The 22,328-nt window shown below is 61.7% G+C and carries 18 protein-coding genes and 1 pseudogene; 16 read left to right on the forward strand and 3 right to left on the reverse strand.

Annotated elements, in window-relative coordinates; translation table 11 throughout:
- Window positions 1-264: 264 nt before the first annotated feature.
- From tnpA to tnpC, 3 genes and pseudogenes are all read left to right on the forward strand, one after another.
- Entirely contained in the window at window positions 265-705 is a 441-nt protein-coding gene (gene tnpA / locus AC13CR_RS06965; RefSeq protein WP_066817130.1) for an IS66-like element accessory protein TnpA, read from the forward strand.
- Window positions 702-1,055 (forward strand): IS66 family insertion sequence element accessory protein TnpB, encoded by a 354-nt coding sequence (gene tnpB, locus AC13CR_RS06970; RefSeq protein WP_066817132.1) that lies wholly within the window; start codon window positions 702-704, stop codon window positions 1,053-1,055. The genes tnpA and tnpB overlap by 4 nt, the downstream gene beginning before the upstream one ends.
- A gap of 57 nt (window positions 1,056-1,112) precedes the next feature.
- Window positions 1,113-2,690 (forward strand): annotated as a pseudogene (gene tnpC, locus AC13CR_RS06975) (IS66 family transposase).
- Window positions 2,691-2,790: 100 nt separating this feature from the next.
- Here the strand turns inward: tnpC and AC13CR_RS06980 are convergent.
- Genes AC13CR_RS06980 through AC13CR_RS06990 form a run of 3 tightly spaced genes read right to left on the reverse strand, consistent with a single transcriptional unit; the run spans window position 2,791 to window position 6,339 of the window.
- On the reverse strand, window positions 2,791-4,053 hold the full coding sequence (locus AC13CR_RS06980; protein WP_482900578.1) for a class I adenylate-forming enzyme family protein: 1,263 nt from the start codon (window positions 4,051-4,053) through the stop codon (window positions 2,791-2,793).
- Window positions 4,016-4,312 carry an AMP-binding protein gene (locus tag AC13CR_RS06985; RefSeq protein ID WP_482900480.1) on the reverse strand — a complete coding sequence of 99 codons (297 nt, stop codon included), beginning with the start codon at window positions 4,310-4,312 and terminating at the stop codon, window positions 4,016-4,018. The genes AC13CR_RS06980 and AC13CR_RS06985 overlap by 38 nt, the downstream gene beginning before the upstream one ends.
- A gap of 26 nt (window positions 4,313-4,338) precedes the next feature.
- Window positions 4,339-6,339 carry an oxidoreductase gene (locus AC13CR_RS06990; RefSeq protein ID WP_482900481.1) on the reverse strand — a complete coding sequence of 667 codons (2,001 nt, stop codon included), beginning with the start codon at window positions 6,337-6,339 and terminating at the stop codon, window positions 4,339-4,341.
- A 59-nt stretch (window positions 6,340-6,398) separates the two neighbouring features.
- On the opposite strand from AC13CR_RS06990, the gene AC13CR_RS06995 reads away from it, so the two are divergent.
- The 13 genes from AC13CR_RS06995 to AC13CR_RS07055 all read left to right on the forward strand — a co-directional run bounded on the left by AC13CR_RS06995 (window position 6,399) and on the right by AC13CR_RS07055 (window position 22,318).
- The gene (locus AC13CR_RS06995) at window positions 6,399-7,649 is read left to right on the forward strand and encodes an acyl-CoA dehydrogenase family protein (RefSeq protein WP_482900482.1); all 1,251 of its coding nucleotides are present in this window, start codon (window positions 6,399-6,401) and stop codon (window positions 7,647-7,649) included.
- Entirely contained in the window at window positions 7,646-8,425 is a 780-nt protein-coding gene (locus tag AC13CR_RS07000) for an enoyl-CoA hydratase/isomerase family protein (RefSeq protein WP_482900483.1), read from the forward strand. The genes AC13CR_RS06995 and AC13CR_RS07000 overlap by 4 nt, the downstream gene beginning before the upstream one ends.
- A gap of 9 nt (window positions 8,426-8,434) precedes the next feature.
- Window positions 8,435-9,595: an acyl-CoA dehydrogenase family protein gene (locus AC13CR_RS07005; RefSeq protein WP_066817112.1), complete on the forward strand. Its 1,161-nt coding sequence runs from the start codon at window positions 8,435-8,437 to the stop codon at window positions 9,593-9,595.
- A gap of 14 nt (window positions 9,596-9,609) precedes the next feature.
- A complete protein-coding gene (locus AC13CR_RS07010; RefSeq protein ID WP_482900484.1) occupies window positions 9,610-11,013 on the forward strand; it encodes a phenylacetate--CoA ligase family protein in 1,404 nt (467 codons plus the stop codon).
- Window positions 11,010-12,617, forward strand: coding sequence for an acyl-CoA carboxylase subunit beta (locus AC13CR_RS07015; protein ID WP_066817114.1), 1,608 nt, complete (start codon window positions 11,010-11,012; stop codon window positions 12,615-12,617). The genes AC13CR_RS07010 and AC13CR_RS07015 overlap by 4 nt, the downstream gene beginning before the upstream one ends.
- Window positions 12,618-12,627: 10 nt before the next feature.
- Entirely contained in the window at window positions 12,628-14,637 is a 2,010-nt protein-coding gene (locus AC13CR_RS07020; protein ID WP_482900485.1) for an acetyl/propionyl/methylcrotonyl-CoA carboxylase subunit alpha, read from the forward strand.
- Between the two features lies 1 nt (window position 14,638).
- On the forward strand, window positions 14,639-15,598 hold the full coding sequence (locus AC13CR_RS07025) for a hydroxymethylglutaryl-CoA lyase (RefSeq protein WP_482900486.1): 960 nt from the start codon (window positions 14,639-14,641) through the stop codon (window positions 15,596-15,598).
- 12 nt (window positions 15,599-15,610) lie between these two features.
- Window positions 15,611-16,525, forward strand: coding sequence for an SDR family NAD(P)-dependent oxidoreductase (locus AC13CR_RS07030; RefSeq protein WP_482900487.1), 915 nt, complete (start codon window positions 15,611-15,613; stop codon window positions 16,523-16,525).
- Window positions 16,525-17,319 carry a citryl-CoA lyase gene (locus tag AC13CR_RS07035; RefSeq protein WP_482900488.1) on the forward strand — a complete coding sequence of 265 codons (795 nt, stop codon included), beginning with the start codon at window positions 16,525-16,527 and terminating at the stop codon, window positions 17,317-17,319. The genes AC13CR_RS07030 and AC13CR_RS07035 overlap by 1 nt, the downstream gene beginning before the upstream one ends.
- A gap of 3 nt (window positions 17,320-17,322) precedes the next feature.
- Window positions 17,323-18,474, forward strand: coding sequence for an acyl-CoA dehydrogenase family protein (locus AC13CR_RS07040; protein WP_482900489.1), 1,152 nt, complete (start codon window positions 17,323-17,325; stop codon window positions 18,472-18,474).
- A gap of 11 nt (window positions 18,475-18,485) precedes the next feature.
- Window positions 18,486-19,325 (forward strand): HTD2 family dehydratase, encoded by an 840-nt coding sequence (locus tag AC13CR_RS07045; protein ID WP_482900490.1) that lies wholly within the window; start codon window positions 18,486-18,488, stop codon window positions 19,323-19,325.
- 211 nt (window positions 19,326-19,536) lie between these two features.
- Window positions 19,537-20,316, forward strand: a complete 780-nt coding sequence (locus AC13CR_RS07050) for an ABC transporter ATP-binding protein (RefSeq protein WP_482900491.1) — start codon at window positions 19,537-19,539, stop codon at window positions 20,314-20,316.
- Between the two features lie 25 nt (window positions 20,317-20,341).
- Window positions 20,342-22,318 (forward strand): AMP-binding protein, encoded by a 1,977-nt coding sequence (locus AC13CR_RS07055; protein WP_482900492.1) that lies wholly within the window; start codon window positions 20,342-20,344, stop codon window positions 22,316-22,318.
- Window positions 22,319-22,328 lie beyond the last annotated feature (10 nt).

A 22,328-nucleotide genomic window follows, 5' to 3' on the forward strand; every position in this document is an offset into this window, starting at 1 on the left:
TTCAACAACCGCCGCCTGCTTGAGCCCATCGGGAACATCCCGCCCGCAGAAGCCGAGGCCAACTTCTACGCAACTCTGGAAACTGAACCCATGGCCGCGTAAGTAACCAAAATCAGCCTCCGGCAAACCCGGAGCGGTTCACTACTCCAAAGGGCGGGGATGAGAAGCTCATCGCAACGTAAGCGCCACGCCGTTCCCCTCCTGCCATGCTGAGTTTGACTGTGAGAGTCCTTCTTCTGTGAAGAGGCAGGATTGGACGGCAAAATGGGCGGCTATTTGGACGGCTCGACGGACGGCTACGCGGGTACCATCGAGGTTTTGGAGGGGCGGTCCGGCCGCCGGCTTCGGAGCGAGGCGGAACGGGCACGGATGGGCGCGGAGAGCCTGGTGCCGGGAGCGAAGGTTGCGGATATCGCCAGGCGGCATGGTGTGACGCGTTGGCAGGTTTACGACTGGCGCAACAAGCTTCGGGCCGGGCAACTGGCGCTGGCGGCCGAGACGGCGGAGGAGCCGATGTTCGCGGCGCTTTTGGTCGAGCCGGAGGCACCGCCCGCACCGCCCCGTCGCAGCCGTCCGGCGCGAAGCGAGATCAGACCCTGCCGGATTGAGCTGGAGGTGGATGGGGTCATCTTGCGGGTGCGATCCGACATTGATGAGCTGCAGCTGTCCCGTACGATCCGGGCGATCCGATCGGCCTCGCAATGATCTCGCCGAGCGGTGACCTGCGCGTCTATGTGGCCACGCGTCCTGTCGACTTCCGCAAGGGCATAGACGGGCTGGCGCTGGCTGTTCAGGAGACACTCGGCTTGGACCCGTTCAGTGGCGCGGCCTTCGTGTTCCGATCCAAACGCGCGGACCGGATCAAGGTGCTGATCTGGGATCAGACCGGCATCGTCCTGGTTCACAAGCGTCTCGAGGCGGCAAAGTTCGTCTGGCCCCGGGTGCAGGACGGCGTGATGAAGATGTCGCCTGCCCAGTTTGCCGCCCTGTTCGAAGGGCTCGACTGGCGCCTGGTCCGCCCCGAGCGCGTTCGGCGACCGCAGCTGGCGGGATAAGCTGCGGCAGAATGACTCGGCGACGCTTTGGCGATGGTGCCACCGGAGGCCATGTGCATGATCTTGGCCATGACCGACATCGCCTTGGCCGAAGAAAACGCCCGCCTGAAGGCGCGCCTCGCGGAAACCGAGGCTGCGCTGGAAGATGCGGTCGAGGCGCAGCGGCGGTTGGAAAGTATTGTCGGCGAATTGCGTCGCGAGAAGTTCGGCCCCCGGTCGGAAAAGCTCGACCCCGAGCAGTTCAACCTGCCGCTCGAAGATGTCGAGGTTGCGCAGGGCATCCTCGAGGCGGCTCAGGAGAGGGCACGGCGCGCGCTGAAGGGCAACAGCCCTGCCGAACGCAGCCCGAGAAATCGTAACCGTGGCCATCTTCCGAAGCATCTGCCCCGGATCGAGCGGGTCATCGAGCCCGAAAGCACGCTGTGTCCCTGTGGTTGCGGCGTGATGGCCCGGATCGGCGAAGACGTCTCAGAGCGCCTCGATGCCGTGCCCGCACAACTGCGCGTGCTGGTCACGCGGCGCCCCAAATATGCTTGCCGACGCTGCTCCGCCGCGGTAGCTCAGGCCCATGCGCCGGAGCACGTCGTTCCCGGTGGACTGCCCACCGAGGCACTGATCGCCTAGGTCATGGTGGCGAAGTTCGGCGACCATCTGCCGTTTTACCGGCAGGCCGAGATCTACACCCGACAGGGGATCACGCTCGACCGCGCCACCTTGGGAAACTGGGTCGGCCGCGCCTGCTTCCACCTGCGCCCCATCGTCGATCACCTGCGGGAAAGCCTGAAGGGCGCGGATCGGGTCTTCATGGACGAGACGAGGGCCCCGGTTCTCGATCCCGGGCGACGGAAGACGAAGACCGGTTACTTCTGGGCAATCGTCTCCGACGACCGTGGGCATGGGGGCACCAGCCCGCCCGTCGTGATGTTCCACTACGCACCGGGGCGAGGTGCCGTGCATGCGCTCCGCTTCCTTGACGGCTATCGGGGCCAGTTCGTCCAATGCGATGGCTACGAGGCCTATGACAAGTTGACCAAGGTCGACCGGACCGAAGGGCCGTGGACACTTGTCCATTGCTGGACCCATGCGCGCCGGCGGTTCGTGAAGCGGCTCGAAAAGGACGGCTCGCCGATCGCCGAAGAAGCCCTGCGCCAGATCGCCGAACTCTATGCCATAGAAAAGACAGTGCGCGGCGCGGCTCCCGACGTCCGTCTCGCGATCAGGCGCCAGCTCTCGGCGCCCATCGTGGCCGCCTTCCGGCCCTGGCTCGAGGCGCAGCTCTCTCGCATCCCCAAATCTTCGAAGCTCGCCGAAGACATCCGCTATACCCTCGCGCGATGGCCGGGCCTCACCCGGTTCCTCGAGGATGGACGCCTCGAGCTGGACACCAATCCTGTCGAAAACCAGATCAGGAAGATCGCGCTGACGCGGAAGAACGCTCTCTTTGCCGGGCACGAGGTCGGGGCGGAAAACTGGGCCATGCTCGCCAGCCTCATCGCCAACTGCAAGATGAGCGACGTCGATCCGGTCCGCTACCTCGCAGAGACCCTGCGCGCCTTGCTCGACGGGCACCCAAAGAGCCGCATCGACGAACTCATACCCTGGAACTTCGCGCCCGCGTCAAGCCTGGCCGCGTAGGGCCACAGCAAAGCGCTTACATCGCAACGATGAAAGGAACGCTTATATCGCTAGTGGGGCGAACGGGCGTGGCGGGGTAACGATCGGGCCGGGGCGCAAATTAATCCGAGAGCCGGGCTTCGAGGATATGCCGCTGGACCTTTCCGCTGGTCGATCTGGGAAAATCCTCGAACGCGATGAAAAGAAACTCGCGCGGCCGTTTGTAGCCAGCGAGGTTTTCGCGGCACAAATTCATCAGCGCCTCGGCATCCGGCCCGTCCTTGCTGCAGGCGACAAAGGCCACCGGACTTTCGCCCCATTTCACGTCGAATGCCCGCACTACCGCGGCATCGACCACACCGGGATGAGATAGAAGCACACGCTCGATTTCCGCAGGATAGACGTTTTCACCTCCGGTCTTGATCAGGTATTTCGTCCGATCCACAAAGTCGAGGCTTCCGTCCGCATTGCGCCGGAACAAGTCGCCCATGTGGAAAAAGCCGTTGCGAAAGTCGCGGGCGTTGGCGTCGTCGGCGTTCCAGTATCCTGAAAACAATGTCGGGCCCCGAAGCGCCATTTCGCCCGGCGTTCCATCCGGCACTTCGCGGTCGTCGGGATCGACCAGCCGAACCTCGCAAAATGCGCTTATGCGCTTGGACAGCCGGTCCGGGGTCACACCCGGCGCAATCAGATCGGCGGTCCCCGGCGGCAGGCCGGTTTCAGTTGCGCCGAAGGAATTCAGATAGGGCGTGTCCAGAAGGGCCGTCAGTTCCGCGATCTGATGCGGCGGCACCAGATCGGCCATTGCGCCGCAAACCTTGATCCCCTTCAGCGGCAAAGGGTTGGCGCGTCGTTCTGCGATAAAGGCGTCCAGCGCACCGGGCATCATCACGAACCAGCCGATCCGGTGGCGCGACAACGCCTCGTTGATGACCGCAGGCTGCAAACCGTCCACCATCACCACGGTTCCGCCCCGCAGGACCGTCGCCAGCGCATGATCGGTGGACGCCATGTGGAACATAGGTGCCCAGGCGATGAACCCGTCGCCGGGATCCAGCGCCAGCTGCGCCGCAAAAGCCATGGATCGGGCGATATGCGCGCGGTGGCTGATAAGCGCCCCCTTGGGCAGGCCCGTAGTCCCCGAGGTATAGAGGATCGTCAGACCGGCCTCGGGGTCGTCGACCATGGTTCCGGTGCGCGGGTCCGGCCCGGCCCCGGCAATGGCCGTTTCCAGGTCTGGCCCGACGGTCAGACAGGGGGTCGACGCGACGGCGCGATACGCTTCTGAAAGTTCCGGTTCGACAACCGCGAGCACCGGCTCGACCAGATCGATGCAGTGCCACAGTTCATCGGGGGCAAGCCGCCAGTTCAGGCAAGCGACAATCGCGCCCTATTCCCGCCGCTGCAAGTTCGACCTCCAGGTATTCTGAGCGGTTATGCGACAGGATCGCGATCCTGTCGCCGGGCGCCACGCCTCGTGCCAGAAAGACAGCCGCCAGACGATCGATCCGCCCCAGCAATTCGGCATAGGTCAGTCTCTTGCTGCCGTCCTCAATGGCCAGATCCCCCGCGCAATCCTGTGCGCGGGTTCGAAAGATCGAATACAAGTCGGCGCGCCCTGCACGCGAGACTTCGGTCAGCATGGTATCCTTTATTGCTATGGTTCGGCTCAAAGCCTTTGCGCCAGACGTACTCCTTCATCAATGGCGCGCAGCGCATCAAGTTCGGCGGCCTCCTTTGCGCCGCCGATCATCGTAACCGTGACGCCGCGCGCGGCAAGCTCTTCTGCCAGGGCCCGTTCCGGCTCCTGACCGGTGCACAACACGATTGTATCGGCCGCGATGACCTTTGGCTTTCCGTCCGCGACGATATGCAACCCGGCGTCGTCAATGCGTTCATAGGTCACTCCGCCCATGGCCTCGACCCCGTGTTTGCGCAGCGCATTCCGCAGAATCCACCCTGTCGAGACGCCCAGACCTGCACCGGGTTTCGATGTCTTGCGCTGAAGCATGACGACTTTGCGGCGCGATGGTTTCGGGGCCAGAGGGTCGCCACTCAGGGCACCCGAGGAGACAAATTCGGGGTCCACAGCCCAGGTTTCGCAAAAGACGTCGGAGTTGGCGGTCTCGGCGGGTTCGGTCACCAGGAACTCGGCCACATCATGACCGATGCCCCCTGCCCCCATCACGACGACACGGTCGCCCGCCACACGGTCGCCGGACAGAATTTCGGCATAGGTCGCGACGCTGGGATGGTCGATACCCGGCAGGTCGGGAATCCGCGGCGTGACCCCGGTGGCGATGACCACATGGTCGAAGCCTTCAAGATCGCTCACGTCAGCACGCTGCCCCAGACGCTGCGTGACCCCGTGTTTCTGCATCTGACCGGCATAATACCGAAGGGTTTCGTCGAACTCGTCCTTGCCGGGTGCGGCGCGGGCCAGATTCAGCTGACCGCCCAGCTTGTCCTGCGCCTCGAACAGCGTGGCAGCATGGCCCAGCCGCGCCGCCTCGACGGCTGTGGCCATGCCCGCGGCACCACCGCCAACGACGGCCACTTTCTTTGGCGTGTCGGCTGGCGTATCCCGGAATTCCGTTTCACGCCCGGCCCTTGGATTGACCAGACATCCGACCGGCCGGTCAGAAAAGATGAAATCCAGACAGGCCTGGTTGCAGGCGATGCAGGTGTTGATCTCGTCCGCGCGGCCCTCTCGCGCCTTTTTCACGAAATGCGGATCGGCCAGAAACGGGCGCGCCATCGAGATCATGTCCGCATCGCCAGAGGCAAGTATGTCTTCGGCAAGCTGGGGTGTGTTGATCCGGTTCGAGGCGACCACCGGGATCGACACGGCCGCTTTCACGTTGGCTGCCGCCTTGCGCCAGGCACCGCGCGGCACCGGATAGGCGATCGTCGGCACGCGGGCCTCGTGCCAGCCGATGCCGGTGTTCAGAATATCCGCACCTGCGGCCTCGATCTTGCGGGCCAGTGCGGCAATTTCATCGGCGGGCGCGCCGCCCTCGATCAGATCGGCCGCCGAAATCCGGTAGATGACCAGAAAGTCGGGGCCGCAACGTTCGCGCACCGCGCGCACGATCTCGACCGGGAATCGGTGGCGGTTCGCGGCGCTGCCGCCCCAGTCGTCTTGGCGCTTGTTGGTATGGGTGACGGTGAATTCGTTGATCAGGTATCCCTCGGACCCCATGATCTCGACGCCATCAAAGCCTGCGGCCTGCGCATTGGCGGCCGCCACGGCAAAATCCTCGATGGTACGGAGAATGTCGGCTTCGGTCATTTCACGCGGGATGAAACGGTTGATCGGGGCGCGGATCGGCGACGGGGCCACACAGCCTTCGATCTTGGCATAGCGCCCGGCGTGGAGGAGTTGCGCGCAGATCAGGCTGCCTTCGGCCTGCACCGCCTCGCAGATCGGGCGCAGGTCAAGCGCTTCTTCCGGATCATCGATTCGCGGACCTTCTGGATCGAATATGCCCTCGGCATTGGGCGAAAACCCGCCGGTGACCAGAATCGCCGCCTCCCCCCGCGCACGCTCGGCGTAAAACGCGATCTGTTTGGCTATGCCGTCAGGCTCGGTTTCCAACCGCGTGTGCATCGACCCCATGATGACACGATTTCGCAATGTATGCCGGCCTGCGCGGATGGGCGAGAGCATGGTCCCAAAGCTCTCCGTTGGCTTATTTTCCACTGTGGGCATCCTCCTCAAAACTACGCTTGATCTGCATTCTAACATTTGTTAGATTTTTTTGGAAAGAAGATTTTCGCTCATGGGGAGGAGCACCGATGCAATTCCAGCCTACAGACGATCAGAAGGCGTTTCGCGAGACCGCAAAGCGCTTCGCAACTGAAAAGCTAGCGCCCACATATCAAGAACGCGCCAGCGGCCATACATTCGACCGTGCGCTGATCAAGGAGATGGGCGCACTGGGGCTGATCGGGGCCGATCTGCCCGAGGAATTCGGGGGACTCGGCGAAAGCTCTGTCACGTCAGGGCTGATCGTCGAAGAGATCGCCTATGCCGATTTCAACGCAAGTTATGTGCAGCTTCTGGGCTCTCTCATGGGCGGAATGGTTGCCAAACATGCCTCCAAGGACATCGCGTCGGAATGGGTGCCCAAGGTTGTTTCGGGTGATGCTGTCATTGGCCTGGGCCTGACAGAGCCGCGCGGCGGTTCGGATGCGGCGAACCTGATTCTGAGGGCCGAGAAATCCGGCAACGGCTGGCGGCTGAACGGTGAAAAGACATCCATGAGTTTTGCCAGTCAGGCGGATGCGGCGGTCGTCTTTGCCCGTACCGGCGATCCTGACGGCGGCTCACGCGGGGTCAGCGCCTTTTTCGTCGATCTGAACCAGGAAGGCATCAAGCGCACCCATTTTGACGACATCGGCACCAAGCCTGTCGGGCGCGGGTCGGTGTTCTTTGACGATGTTTTCGTGCCGGCCGAAAATATGATGGCGGAACAGGACCGTGCCTTTGGCACGATCATGGCGGGCTTCGACTATTCCCGCGCACTGATCGGGCTGGAGTGCCTGGGGGCCGCGCAAGCGTCGGTGGATGAAACCTGGGCCTACGTTCAGGAGCGCGAGGCATTCGGAGCCCCGATCGTGCAGTATCAGGGTGTCAGCTTTCCCTTAGCCGAGGCCGAGACACAACTGACCATGATGCGCCAGCTTTGCTATTACACGCTGGACCTGCGCGACCGTGGCCTGCCCCACACCTCTCAGGCCGCCATGTGCAAATGGTACCTGCCCAAAACCGCCTGCGAGATCCTGCACCAGTGCCTGATCCTGCACGGACATTACGGCTACACAACCGACCTGCCCCACCACCAGCGCTACAACGATGTGCTCGGCCTGCAGATCGGTGACGGCACCGCGCAGATCCAGAAGCTTGTGATTGCCCGCGAGAAGGTCGGACGGATGGCGCTGCAGTATGACAAGAAGGCGAAGGGAGCCGTGAAATGAGCGACCCCATCGTCGTCACTTCCGAGGGCAAAACCGGTATCATCGAACTGGCCCGCCCCGAGAAATTCAATTGCCTTTCACTTGGCGTGCATGAGCGCATTTCTGCGGCGCGGTCGGAATTCGAGGCGAACCCGGATATCCGGGCGATCCTCATCCGGGCGCAGGGCAAGCACTTTTGCACCGGCGCCGATCTGGGGGAAGTGAAGGGTAAATTGAACGATCCCGCCGCGCTGGACCATTTCATCGCCTTTGGCATGAGCAACCTGCGTGCGCTCGAAACCTCCTCCCTCCCTGTCGTGGTGGCAGTGCAGGGGTTGTGTCTGGCCGGCGGGATCGAACTGATGCTGGCATGCGATGTATGTTTCGCGGCCGAAAGCGCCCAGTTTGGCGATCAGCATGCGCAATTCGGGCTGATTCCCGGTTGGGGTGGCTCGCAGCGGCTGACACGGCTGATGGGGCAGCGCAGGGCGCTCGACCTGATGTTCTCGGCCCGCTGGCTCAAGTCGGACGAGGCCAAAGAGGCCGGATTGGTCAACTACATCGTGCCGGATGCGGACCTGCACAAGTCCGCGCTGGAATACTGCGAGAAAATCGCCACCCGTTCACGTCCCGGCATCGCCGAGATGAAGCGGTTGGCGCGCGAAGGCGCGGACCTTGGTATCGACCAGCAGATGCGGCTTGAGCGCGATGCCGCGGTGCGTGCACTGCCCAGCGATGATGTGGCCGAGGGCCTCGACGCATTCGAGAACCGGCGCGCCCCCAGATTCAAGGCCTGAGGACAGAACATGGATTTCACTTTGAACGACGAACAACGCCAGATTTACGAGTATGGCGGCCAACTGGCGCAGAAGTTCGACAACGATTACTGGCTGAGACACGCGCGCAAGCACGAGTTTCCGCACGAAATGTTCCGCCAGATCGCCGATGACGGCTTCCTCGGCATCATGGTGCCCGAGGAATATGGCGGCGCGGGCCTTGGCATGACCGAAATGGCCCTGTTCATGGAAGGCACCGCCAATCACGGCATTCCGCTTTTGATGATGGTGGTCGGGCCGACCATGTCGCTGGCCCATATCGCCAGCCACGGGAGCGAATTCCACAAGAAAGAGCTGCTGCCGGCCGCCTGCCGCGGTGATATCCAGTTCTGTTTCGCGATCACCGAACCGGGGGCCGGGTCGAACACGATGAAGGCCACTACGCTGGCCAAGCGTCGAGGCAACCGGTTCAGCCTGTCGGGCGAAAAGACCTTCATCACCGGGGCCGAAGTGGCCGACTACTGCCTCGTGGTGGCGCGGACCAGGCCGCATACCGAGGTCAGCCGCAAGACCGACGGCTTTACCCTGTTCGCCGTGGATCTGAAGAAAAAAGGCGTCGACAAGCAGCGGGTGAAGATCTCGATCCCCCTGCCCGAGGAACAGTGGACCCTGTTCTTCGACGAGGTGGATCTCGGCCCCGAGGATGTGGTCGGCGAGGTGGACGAAGGGTTCTCGATCCTGTTCGACAGCCTCAACCCCGAGCGTATCATCCTGGCCGCCCTGTGCTGCGGCATCGGCCGGTTCGCCCTGAACAAGGGCGTGGCCTATGCCTCCGAGCGCAATGTGTTCGGCCAACCCATCGGTGCGCACCAGGGCGTGCAGCACCCGATGGCCAAGGCGCACACAGCGGTCGAGATGGCCAGCCTGATGACCCGTCGCGCGGCATGGGAGTTTGACAACAAACTGCCGGCAGGGGCGTCGTCAAACATGGCAAAATACGCCGCCGCCGAAGCCGGGATCGAAGCGGTGGACGCCGCGCTGCAGGCGCATGGCGGATCGGGCTTCACCGAGGATACGGGGCTTTACGAGATGTACCCGCTGGTGCGCTTGTTGCGCACGGCGCCCGTGAACCGCGAGCTGTGCCTCAGCTTCATCGGCGAAAAGGTCATGGGTCTGCCGCGGTCTTATTGATCGCTCTGCCCGACATGGAGAACGACATGCAATTTGGAATGCGCTTCCGGCGGGAGGATGCCGCCGACAAGGCAAATGATCGCTTCTGGCACGCGATCGAGGGCACACCGCTCGACGAGGTGCGCCGTATTCAGGAAGAGCGGCTGCGCGATCAGATGGCGTATCTCAAGGCGAACTCGACCTTCTATCAGGAAAAGTTCGCCGAGGCCGGTGTGGACTTCGACGATATCCGCACCATCGAAGACCTGCAAAAACTGCCCTATACCTACAAGACCGAGATCCGCGAAAGCCTGGCCGCCGAGCCGCCCTTTGGCAAGCACCGTGCCGCGCCGATGTCGGAAATCATCCAGATGCAGGCCTCGTCGGGCACGACCGGCAGCCCATCATATGTGGCCCTGACAGAATCCGACGCCGAGATGTGGCACGAGATGACAGCGCGCTGTTTCTTTGCCAATGGCGTGCGTCCCGGCGATATGGTGCTGCACGCATTTTCGCTCGCCAAGGGCTTTGTCGGCGGCATCCCCGTGATGCAGGGATTGCAGTACATGGGCACGATCGATGTGCCGGTGGGCGCCGATGGCGGTGCGGAACGGCTGCTGCGCGCCTGCGCCGACACCCGCCCGCGTTGCGTGGTCGGCGCCCCGAACTTTGTGCTGCACCTGGCCGAAAAGGCTCCCGAGGTGCTTGGCTGCAAGGCCAGCGAACTGGGTGTCGAGCGCGTGATCGTCGGCGGCGAACCCGGCGGCGGCATTCCCGCAATTCGGGCAAAGATCGAAAAGGCCTGGGGTGCGAAATGCACCGAGATGCTGGGCGGCACCGATCTGGGCGTGACATACTGGGCCGAGTGCGACGCCCAGTCGGGTATGCACATGGTCAACATGGATTATGTCCTGACCGAGCTGCTCGACCCGGAGAGCGGCAGGATCATTCCCTGGAAAAAAGGCGCAGAAGGCGAGATGGTCTATACCGCGCTCGGCCGCCAGGCGAGCCCGCTCGTGCGGTTCCGGTCAGGCGATTATATCGAAGTGATCGATACCGAATGCTCCTGCGGCCGCACCGGACCGAAGATCCGCTGCACCGGCCGCACCGACGACATGCTGATCGTGCGCGGGGCCAATGTCTTCCCGTCGGCGATCAACAGCATCATTACCGAAATGGTGCCGGACACCAACGGCGTCATGCGAATCGTGGCCGATTTCGAGGGCCACACCACGCAGGGCGCGCTGACGGTGATTGTCGAACGCGGCCCCGATCGCGATCCGGCCGATGACGTCACCCTCAAAAAGAAAATCGAGCAGCGGCTGCGCGACTCCTTGGTCTTCAAGGCCGACGTTCACCTGGTTGCGGCCGACACTTTTGAAAAACCCGGCGCCGCGAAGGTCGCCTTCGTTCTCAGGAAATATCCAGACCTGCCATGACTAGAATGAAATCCCTTCTCGACACTGCGTCGGACGACTTCCGCGCCAACGACGCGTCTTACCGCGAAAAGGTCGATGAACTGCATGCCCTCCGGCTCACACAGCGCGTCGGCGGCCCCGAAATGGCGCGCGAACGTCATGTGGAAAAAGGCAAGATCCTGCCCCGCGAACGGATTGAGCGTCTGATCGATCCGGGCACACCCTTTCTGGAACTCGGCGAGCTGGCCGGACTGAACATGCACAAGGGTGTTCCGCCCGGCGCCGGCATCATCACCGGTATCGGAGTGATCGAAGGCCGCCAGTGCATGATCATCGCCAACGATGCTACAGTGAAAGGCGGCACCTATTTCGGGATCACCTGCCGCAAACATGTCCGGGCACAAAAGATCGCCTGGAAAAACCGCCTGCCTGTTATCACGCTCGTGGATTCCGGCGGGGCCTTCCTGCCCGACCAAGCCAACCTTTTCCCCGACGAAGGCCAGTTCGGGTCCATCTTTCACCAACAGATCGGCATGTCGGGTGACGGTGTGCCGCAAATCGCCGTGGTCATGGGGCCCTGCACCGCAGGTGGTGCCTATATCCCCGCGCTCTGCGACGAGGTGGTCATCGTGCGCGGCCAGGGCTTCATGTACCTGGGCGGACCAGAGCTGACCTTTGCCGCGACCGGCGAAAAAGTGGATGCCGAGACATTGGGCGGCGGCAAGATGCATTGTTCTGTCTCCGGCGTGACCGACCATCTGGCCGAGGACGACGCCCACGCTCTGGCCATCACCCGCGATATCGTCCGACACCTGGGCGAAAAGCCCCTGCCCCGCAAGACGCCGGAAACGCCGCGTGAACCTGCCTATCCGGTCGAGGAAATATATGGTCTCGTCAGCCGCGACCCCAAGGTGCCGACCGACAACCGCGAGATCGTCGCCCGGCTGGTGGATGACAGCGATTTTCACGAATTCAAGCCGCTTTATGGCGACACGATCATGACCGGCTGGGGGCGCATCCACGGCCACGAGGTCGGGATCATCGCCAATACAGGCGTGCTTTTCGTCGAAGCCGCGCTGAAGGCGACGCATTTCATCAATCTCTGCGTCCAGCGTGATATTCCGCTGCTGTTCCTGGCCGATGTGAACGGCTTCATGGTGGGCCGCGAGGTCGAGCAGATGGGCATTGCCAAGGCTGGCGCCAAGATGATCACGGCCATGTCTTCGGCCCGGGTGCCGAAATTCACAATCATCACCGGTGGCTCTTACGGGGCCGGATACCTGGCGATGCTGGGCCGCCCGTTCCAGCCGGACGCAATGTTCGCCTGGCCGACGGGACGGTCGGCAATCATGGGGCCGGAACAGGCCGCCAGCGTGCTGGCTCAGGTCCGCGCGCAGATCAACGAACGCGAAGGCAAAAGCTGGACCCCAGAGGAGGAGGAAGCCTTCAAGGCACCGATCCGCAAGGAATACGAGGATTTCCAGGGGGCCTATAATTTTGCCTCCAACCTCTGGATCGACAGCGTGATCGAGCCCTGCGAGACCCGCCACGTCATGGCGCTGATGCTGGATGTGACATCGCGCAGACCCAAGGTCGATACCAACTTCGGCGTGTTCAGGATGTGAGGAGCGAACCGTGAAAATCAAGACGCTTCTGATCGCCAACCGCGGCGAAATTGCCTGCCGGATCGCGCGCACTGCGCGGGCCAAGGGTATCACACCTGTCGGCATACATTCGCAGGCCGACGCCAATGCCCTGCATGTCCGCGAGATCGGCAAATCTGTCTGTATCGGTGCCGGGCCTGCATCCGAGAGCTATCTGAAAATCGACGCGGTGATTGCCGCTGCGCAATCGGTGGGCGCGGATGCGATCCATCCCGGTTACGGCTTTCTGGCCGAAAACCCCGATTTTGCCCGCGCGGTCGAAGCCGCCGGCATGATCTTCATGGGGCCGACGCCGGCGACGCTTGAACGTTTCGGGGACAAGGCCAGCGCCAAGGAAGCCGCCGTGGCGGCCAGCGTCCCGGTGATTTCGGGCGCGGAAGGCGCGCGGTCGGATCCCCGGCAAATCGCCGACGAGGTGCGCCAAATGGGCCTGCCGGTCCTGCTCAAGGCTGTCGGCGGCGGTGGTGGGCGCGGACAACGGCTCGTCACCGACGAAACCACACTGGTCGAGGACATCGAAGGCGCGCTGCGCGAGGCGAAATCCACCTTTGGTTCCGAAGGGCTGCTGCTGGAACGCTTCCTGCCCGATGCGCGCCATGTCGAAGTGCAGATCGCAGGTGACGGCAAGGGTCATGTGGTGCACCTGTTCGAACGCGATTGCACGCTTCAGCGCCGTCACCAGAAGGTCATCGAGGAAGCCCCGGCCTGGGGTCTGCCCCGGACGCTTCTGGAAGACATCGCGCGCGACGCGGTGCGCCTTGGTGAAACGCTGGACTATCGCGGGCTGGGCACGGTCGAGTTTCTGGTCGCGGGAGACGAGTATTTCTTCCTTGAGGTAAACCCGCGCATTCAGGTGGAACATCCCGTCACCGAAGCGATCACCGGACTGGACCTTGTCGCGCTTCACCTGCGCATTGCCGAAGGCGCGGGCCTTGGGCTGGTGCAGGATGACCTCAAGATCAACGGCCACGCGGTCGAAGCGCGGCTCTATGCCGAAGATCCGGCGATGCAATTCGCCCCCTCGACCGGCACCTTGACCACGCTCAGCCTGCCGTCGGGCCTGCGTATCGACAGCGGCGTCGAGGAAGGCGATGCGGTCACGCCTTATTACGACCCGATGATCGCCAAGCTGATCGTGCACGCGCCCGACCGGGAAACCGCATTGGCACGTCTGGCCACGGCGCTTGATCATGTCGCGGTCGAAGGTGTCGAGACCAATCGCGCCTTTCTAACGGCGCTGGCGCGAAACCATGAATTCGAACGGATGCAGGTGCATACCCGCTGGATCGACGGCAGGCTGGATGAGTTGACACAAGCACCCGGACTGACCCGCCCCGATCTGTGGAAAGCGACCGCTGCCATTCTCTTCGTGACCCAGTCGCGCAGCGACACAAACGCCAATCCCTGGACCAACCGTGATGCCTTTACCGGCTGGCGGCTTGGCCTGGGCGGTGATGCGATTGAAGCGGGGCAGCGCGTGACGCTTACCGATTCTGACGAGGTATCCGAAGAACTGCGCATCGGCCCTGTCAAACCGGGCGCCAAGTACACCGTCCATTCGGAAAACGGCGAGGCGCTGACACTGTCGGCATGTGAACTGACCCCGGGCCGTTGGCGTGTCGGCGAAGGCGACACCGTCCATCTGATCGACGCGCGCCTGCACGCGGGCGTGATCGAACTGGACACGCCCGAAGGTCGCCTGGTCTTCCGCCCCGCCGCGCCCCTTGCTTTTGCCGGCGGCGATGCCGCGGCGGATCGCGCCGTGACCTCTCCGCTGACCGGAATGATTGTCGAAATCAAGGTCTCCGATGGTCAGAGCGTGGCCGAAGGCGAAGTGGTCGCGGTCATGGAATCCATGAAACTCGAAATCTCGATCCGGGCGGCCGCGGCCGGGATCGCCAGCAATATATCCGTCTCGAATGGAGACATGGTCGATCGTGGCCAAGTCATCGCCGAGATTCTGCCATCCGAGGAGCGATGAAATGAGCGACTTTCCCAAATTCGTCGAGTTTCGCGAAGAAGGCCCGCGTGAGGGTTTTCAGATCGAGAAGAAGATTTATCCGATCGAAGAGCGGATCGAACTGATCGACATGCTCAGCGAAACCGGTCTGAAGCGCATTCAGGTTGGCAGTTTCGTCAGCCCGAAATACGTGCCGCAAATGGCCGACACCGGCGAGTTGTTCCAGCGTATCAAGCGCGAACCGGGCGTGAATTACACATCGCTGTGGCTGAACGACAAAGGGTTTCGCAAGGCCCTGACCGCGCATGAGGTCGATATCGACCCGCGTCTGCTGTTCTATCCCTCCGAGGCATTCGCCCAATCGAACAACAATTGTTCCTCGGCGGAGATGCGGGAAAAACAACGTGACTGGGTCCGTCTTTACAAGGAAGAAGGATATACGGTCGACGCGGCCTATGTGATGACCGCCTTCGGCTGCAACCTCGAGGGCCCCATCCCCCAAGAACGCATTCTGGACGATTTCCGCTTCATTCTTCAGTTGTGCGAGGAAGAGGACATCCCCGTGCCGATCCTTGTGATCGCCGACACAATGGGCTGGGGAAACCCCGAGGCGGTCAAACGCATGATCGGCGCCCTGCGCGAATTGGCGCCCGAGGCGCGCATCGGTATGCACATCCATGACACACGTGGGCTGGGGATCGCCAACGTTTATGCCGCCCTGTCGATGGGCGTGGACATGTTCGAAAGCTCGGTCGCCGGTCTTGGCGGCTGTCCTTTCGCGGGCCACGGCCACGCGCGGGCCGCAGGAAATGTCTGCACCGAGGATGCAGTGTTCCTGTGTCACGAACTCGGCATCGAAACCGGCATTGATCTGGAAAAGCTGATCGCAGCGGCGGTCAAAGCGGAAGAGATCATCGGCGTGCCGCTCATGGGCCGGGTCATGCATACCGGCGGCCTGGACAAATACCGCAAGTCACGCTGAGGGAGAAAGAGGATGACAAAAGCACTTGACGGCAAGGTCGTTCTGGTCACCGGGGCCGGCGGTGGGATCGGGCGCGACATCGCCTTGATGGCAGCCGCAGAAGGCGCCGCCGTCGTGGTCAACGATCTGGGCGCGTCCCTGAAAGGCACCGGTCAGACAGAAACCGCGGCGCAGAAAGTCGTCGAAGAGATCAAGGCGGCGGGCGGCGATGCGATCGCCGATGGCGGCAACGTCACCGATCCGGACGCCGCGCGCGCGATGATCGAGGCAGGTGTCAGGGAATTCGGCCGCATCGACGCGGTGGTGAACAACGCCGGCATCCTGCGCGACGGGTTCTTCCACAAGATGACCTACGAGGATTTCGACGCGGTGGTGAAGGTCCATCTCTACGGCGCCTTCAACACCAGCCGCGCGGCGGCCGATTTTTTCCGCGAGCAAGAGGGCGGTGCTCTGGTGCACATGACCTCGACCTCGGGGCTGATCGGCAATCTGGCGCAGGCGAATTATTCGGCGGCAAAACTGGGCATCGCGGCCTTCTCCAAATCGGTCGCGCTCGACCTGAAACGCTGGAACGTGCGGTCAAACTGCATCGCGCCCTTCGCCTGGAGCCGGATGATCTCGTCGATCAAGACAGACACCCCGGAACAGGTGGCACGGGTCGAAAAGATCAAGGAGATGACACCGGCCAAGGTTGCACCGATGGCCTGTTTCCTGATGAGCGACCGCGCAGCCGACGTGTCCGGACAAATCTTTGCGGTTCGCAAGAACGAGATCTTCCTGTTCAACCAGCCCCGCCCGGTGCGGTCGGTTCATTCCGGTGATGGCTGGACCGCCGATGAAATCGCCGAGCGCGCCATTCCCGCGCTCAAATCGCAGTTCACGCCGCTCGAAGTTTCGGCGGATGTCTTTTCATGGGATCCGGTCTAATGGGAAAACGCAAAGAAAAAATCAGCTCCAGCATTGCCTGGAGCACCCCTGACAAGATCAGCGTGCGTGGGCTCGATCTGCCCAACGAGATCCTGGGCCACATGAACCTCGGCGATCTGGCGTTTCTGCAGTTGACGGGTCGCAAGGCCACGCCCGAGGAAAGCCGCGTCTTTAACGCCATCGTCATTACCTTGGTCGAACATGGTATCACGCCCTCGGCCCTGGCGGCGCGGATGACCTATATGGGGGCGCCGGAATCGCTTCAGGCGGCTGTGGCGGCTGGCTTGTGCGGGCTGGGCACCGTCTTTGTCGGCTCGATGGAGGGTGCCTCGAAGATGCTTTACGAGGCACTGCCACAGGACAAGTTGGGCACCGGTGTCGATCTGGATGCGCTGGCCGTCGAGACGGTAGAAAAATTCCGCGCCCGCAAGATGATCGTGCCGGGGCTCGGACATCCGGTGCACAAACCGGTCGATCCGCGCGCCCCGCGCCTGTTCGAAATCGCGGCGGAAAACGGAAAGTCCGGCGAATACATCGAGTTGATCCAGAAAATTCAGGCCGTGGCCGAAGAAAAATCCGGCAAGATGCTGCCGATCAACGCCACGGGGGCGATCGGAGCAATCTGCTGTGAATTTGGCTTCCCCTGGAAGATCGTGCGGGGCTTTGGCGTCATGGCACGCGCCATCGGTCTGGTCGGTCATATCCTCGAAGAGAGCGAAAACCCGATTTCCTATGAGCTTTGGCAGCGTGCCGAGCAGGAAATTCTTGAAACGTCGGGTCCGGGAGCGAAGTAACCGATGCAGACGTCAGCCCCAGACACTCATAACGACCTGCGCGACGCCATGCGCGCGCTCTGCGCACAGTTTCCGCCCGAATATCATCGCCGCGAAACCTATCCTGAGGAGTTCGTGGATGCGCTGACCCGCGAGGGTTGGCTTGCCGCAATGATCCCCGAGGAATACGGCGGCTCAGGCCTGGGCCTGACCGAGGCCTCGATCATCATGGAGGAGGTGAACCGCTGCGGCGGAAACGCGGGCCATTGCCACGGGCAGATGTATAACATGGGCACGCTTCTGCGACATGGTTCGGATGAGCAAAAGCAGACATACCTGCCCGGTATTGCCAGCGGCGAGTTGCGCCTGCAATCCATGGCCGTGACCGAACCGACAACCGGGACCGACACCACCAAACTCAAGACCACGGCGGTGAAAAAGGGCGACCGCTATGTGATCAACGGCCAGAAGGTCTGGATCAGCCGCATCCAGCATTCTGACCTGATGATCCTGCTGGCACGCACCACGCCGCTGAGCGAGGTCAAGAAAAAGTCGCAGGGCCTGTCGATCTTCATGGTCGATCTGAAAGAGGCCATCGGCAACGGGATGGAGGTCCGCCCCATCGCCAACATGCCCGGCCACGAAACCAATGAAGTGTTTTTCGACAACCTGGAAATCCCCGCCGAGAACCTGATCGGCACCGAGGGGCGCGGGTTTTACCATATTCTTGACGGGCTGAATGCCGAACGGACCCTGATTGCAGCGGAATGTATCGGTGATGGATACTGGTTCGTTGACAAGGCCCGCGCCTATGCCGGTGACCGCGTGGTCTTTGACCGTCCTATCGGCCAGAATCAGGGCGTGCAATTCCCTATCGCGAGGTCCTATGTGAACATTGAGGCCGCCAATCTGATGCGCTTTGAAGCCTGCAGGCGGTTTGATGCCGGGCTGGATTGCGGAGCGCAGGCGAATATGGCCAAGCTGCTGGCCTCGGAGGCCAGCTGGGAAGCGGCCAATGCCTGCATCCAGACCCATGGCGGCTTCGGTTTCGCACGGGAATACGATGTCGAGCGCAAGTTCCGCGAGGCGCGCCTCTATCAGGTCGCCCCGATCTCGACCAACCTGATCCTGTCATATGTCGGAGAACATATCCTCGGCATGCCAAGATCGTTCTGAAGGCCAGGGTTATGGGTGAGATCGACCTTGACGCGCTGGCGCCCTGGCTGGGACGCACCGAGACCAAGGAAGATGTTCTGACGGAGGGGCTGATCGACAAATTCCGCGCCACGCTCGGTCCGCATCTTTGGGACGGAGCGGGCGATGTCCCGCTGGGAATTCACTGGTGTATTGCCCTTGATACCGTGCCAGCGACCGCCCTGTCCGAAGATGGCCATGCCGCGAGGGGTGGATTTCTGCCCCCTGTTCCGCTGCCCGCCCGGATGTGGGCCGGCGGCGATGTTACACATATCGCGCCGCTGAAGACCGGCGAAACCATCACCCGCCGCTCGGTGATCGGGGACATAACGGCCAAGCAGGGCCGCAGTGGACCATTGGTCTTTGTGATCGTTGAACATGAGTATCTGAGTGGCAACCGGCTTTGTGTCCGGGAGCAGCAAACGATCGTTTATCGTGAGATTTCCTCCCCCCGCATGGTCGAGAGCGCACCTGACGCGGGCGATTCCACCACGCTCAGATCGACCCTGACCCCGGATCCTGTTCTGCTGTTTCGCTATTCGGCGCTGACGTTCAATGCCCATCGCATTCACTATGACCACATCTACGCCACCGAAACCGAAGCCTATTCCGGGCTTGTTGTGCATGGCCCCTTGCAAGCCACGCTACTTCTGAATCTGGCGGCGGATGCGTTGAAAACATCGCCCCACCGGTTTTCTTTTCGCGGACTCGCGCCACTCACCCTGCCCTGCGAATTGCAACTGCACAATGAAGGGACCGGCGCTTCCGGGACAGTCTGGTGTCAGGATCAAAACGGTCTTCGAAGCTTTTCCGCTGAGTACGCGGCTGTCTGATCAGTTTTCCGCCGTAGCGGATTCAGTTGTTGACCAAATTTTCTAACACCCGATAGGCTGCGCAGAGAGGCTTGGCAATTAGACCAGGCAAACCTCTGAATGAAGAGGTGGGAGGAGGAACGATGCGAGGAAAACTCGTAACCAACGGACAACCGTGCGGTCAGGCTATGCACGACTCCATAATGTGTCGGGAAGAGGCGCGGGCTGCAACATGACCACGAATGACAGGCTCGTATCGTCACCGCTTGCGGTGCGTGGTGCAACTTTGAAATTTGGCGGTGTGACGGCGCTCGACGATGTGAGCATCTCCGTGGCCGACGATGAATTGCTTGCGATCATCGGCCCGAATGGTGCCGGGAAAACATCACTTCTGAACGTTACCGCGGGCTTTTATCGTCCTCAGAAGGGCCGTGTCGAATTGTCCGGGCAGGACGTGACCGGCCTGCGTGTTGATCAGATCGCCCGGCGCGGTCTGGCGCGGACGTTTCAGGGCACCCATCTTTTTGCCGGGCAGACCGTGGTGGAAAACATCATGATCGGCCGTCACATGCTGATGAAATCGAATGTGATCCAGGCCTTTTTCCAGTTCGGTCCCGTGATGCGCGAGGAATCGGAACACCGCGAGGCCGCCGAAGAGATTATCGATTTTCTCGAGATCGAGGCAATCCGCAACCGGCCCGTGGGCACGTTGGGGTATGGGCTGCGCAAGCGTGTCGATCTGGGCCGTGCATTGGCGCAGGAACCGTCGATCCTTCTGATGGATGAACCGATGGCCGGCATGAACTCGGAAGAAAAGGAAGACCTGGCTCGCTTCATTCTCGATGTGCGCGAGGCGCGCAAGATTCCGGTGGTTCTGGTCGAGCACGACATGGGCGTCGTCATGGATCTTGCCGACCGGATTGTGGTGCTGGACTTCGGGCGGGTCATCGCTGAAGGCACCCCGGAAGAAATCCAGAAGGACCCGGCTGTGATCAAGGCATATCTGGGGTAGCGGGATGGTTAAACAAAGAACGGCAATGGTCTTTTCGGACCCGGCAGTGACACATAGCGAAACCCTGCCGCAGGTTTTGCTCGCGCGTGCGACGTTTACACCGAACAACCTCGCCGAACGGCACAAGCGCCTGGGCATCTGGCGTGAATTCACCTGGGCCGATGTGCTTGACAGGGTTCGTGCCCTGGCTCTCGGGTTGGAGAACCTTGGCTTGTCGGCTGGCGAATCCGTTATGATGATCGGCGAAAACGAACCCGAACATTTCTGGGCTGAATACGCCGTCCAATCACTGGGCGGCAAAGTCCTGTCCGTCTATCCGGATCAGAACGCCGAAGAGATCCGGTATCTGGCCGAAGATTCGCAAACGCGGATTTTTCTGGCGCAGGATCAGGAGCAGGTCGACAAATGCATCAAGATCGCGGCCAAGTATTCGGGTGCGCTGGCGATAGTTTACTGGGATGACTCCGGTCTATGGGGCTACGATCATCCCCTGTTGCATTCGTTCGAAAATGTGAGCGCGGCAGGACGTCAGATCCACGCCAAGGAACCTGCCAGATTTGAAGAACATGTAAAACGCGGACGGGCGAACGATACCGCCTTGCTGTCCTATACCTCGGGGACCACGGGAAAACCCAAGGGCGTTGTCATCAGCCATCGCTACCTGTTCGACAACTGCTCGCGGGTGATGGGGGCAATCGAAATCGCGCCAGGCACCGAATACCTGACCTACATTTCCCCCGCCTGGGTGACCGAACAGATCTTCGGCCTGTCAATCGGGCTGATCGCGCCCATGGTCGTCAATTTCCCCGAAGGTCCCGAAGATGTGCTGACCAATATTCGAGAATTGGCGGTTGACGCACTGGTGTTCAGCCCGCGCCAGTGGGAAAACCTGGCCTCTATCGTTCAGGCCCGGATGCTGGGGGCGGGCAAAATCCGCAATGCGATGTACAACTGGGGCATGAAGGTCGGCCACGACGTTTATGTGGAACGGCTTGAAGGACGCAACCCCAGCCTTGCCGCGCGCCTGCAACTTCCTTTTGCCGAAGCGCTGGTGCTGCATCACCTTCGCGACAATCTTGGCCTTGGCAAGGCCAAAAACGCCATGAGCGGCGGCGCCCTGATGGCGCCTGACGTCTTTCGTATGTTCCACGCTATGGGCGTCAAACTGCGCAACGTGTATGGCGCGACCGAAATCGGCCTTCTGACCGCGCATGTCGGCGAAAGCTATCAGCTGGAAACCAGCGGCAGTTGGATGCAAAGCAACACGAACTACGGCGAACCTCTGGAATACAGGGTCTCGGACGAAGGTGAGCTTCAGGTGCGTGGCGGATCGGGCTTCGGTGGCTATCACGGCAAGCCCGAAAAGACCGCAGAGGAATTGACCGAAGACGGTTGGTACAAGACCGGTGACGCGGTGTCGATGACCGACGACGGCGAGCTTTTGTTCTTTGACCGTGTCAAGGATATGCGCCGCCTGGCAAATGGGCACAGCTATCCGCCGCAATTCATCGAAACGCGGTTGCGGTATAGCCCCTTCATCAAGGATCTCATGACCTTGGGCGACGAAACCCGGAGCTTCGTCAGCGCGCTTATCAATATCGATATGGAAGTTCTCGGGCGTTGGGCGGAAGAGAACAAGATCAGCTTTTCGACCTACACCGATCTCTCGCAGAAACCCGAAGTTCTGGACCTTATCAAAGGCGAAGTGGCGCGCATCAATGCGCTCCTGCCCGAAGGCTCGCGCGTGGCACGTTTTGCGAATTTTCCCAAGGAACTCGACCCGGATGAAGGCGAGTTGACCCGCAGCCGAAAGCTTCGCCGGGCCTTTCTGGAGGAACGGTATGCCAAGCTCGTCGAGGCGATCTATGCTGGCGATGACGAGACAGATCTCGAAATCGCTGTGACCTATCAGGACGGCCGTCAAGGCGTTCTCAAGACCACGGTTCGCGTGTCGGATGTTGAAAACGCATCGAAGGCTGCCAAGCGGCAGTCCAAATCTTAAAGGAGGTCGG

This window comes from Paracoccus sp. L-17, assembly GCF_056857655.1.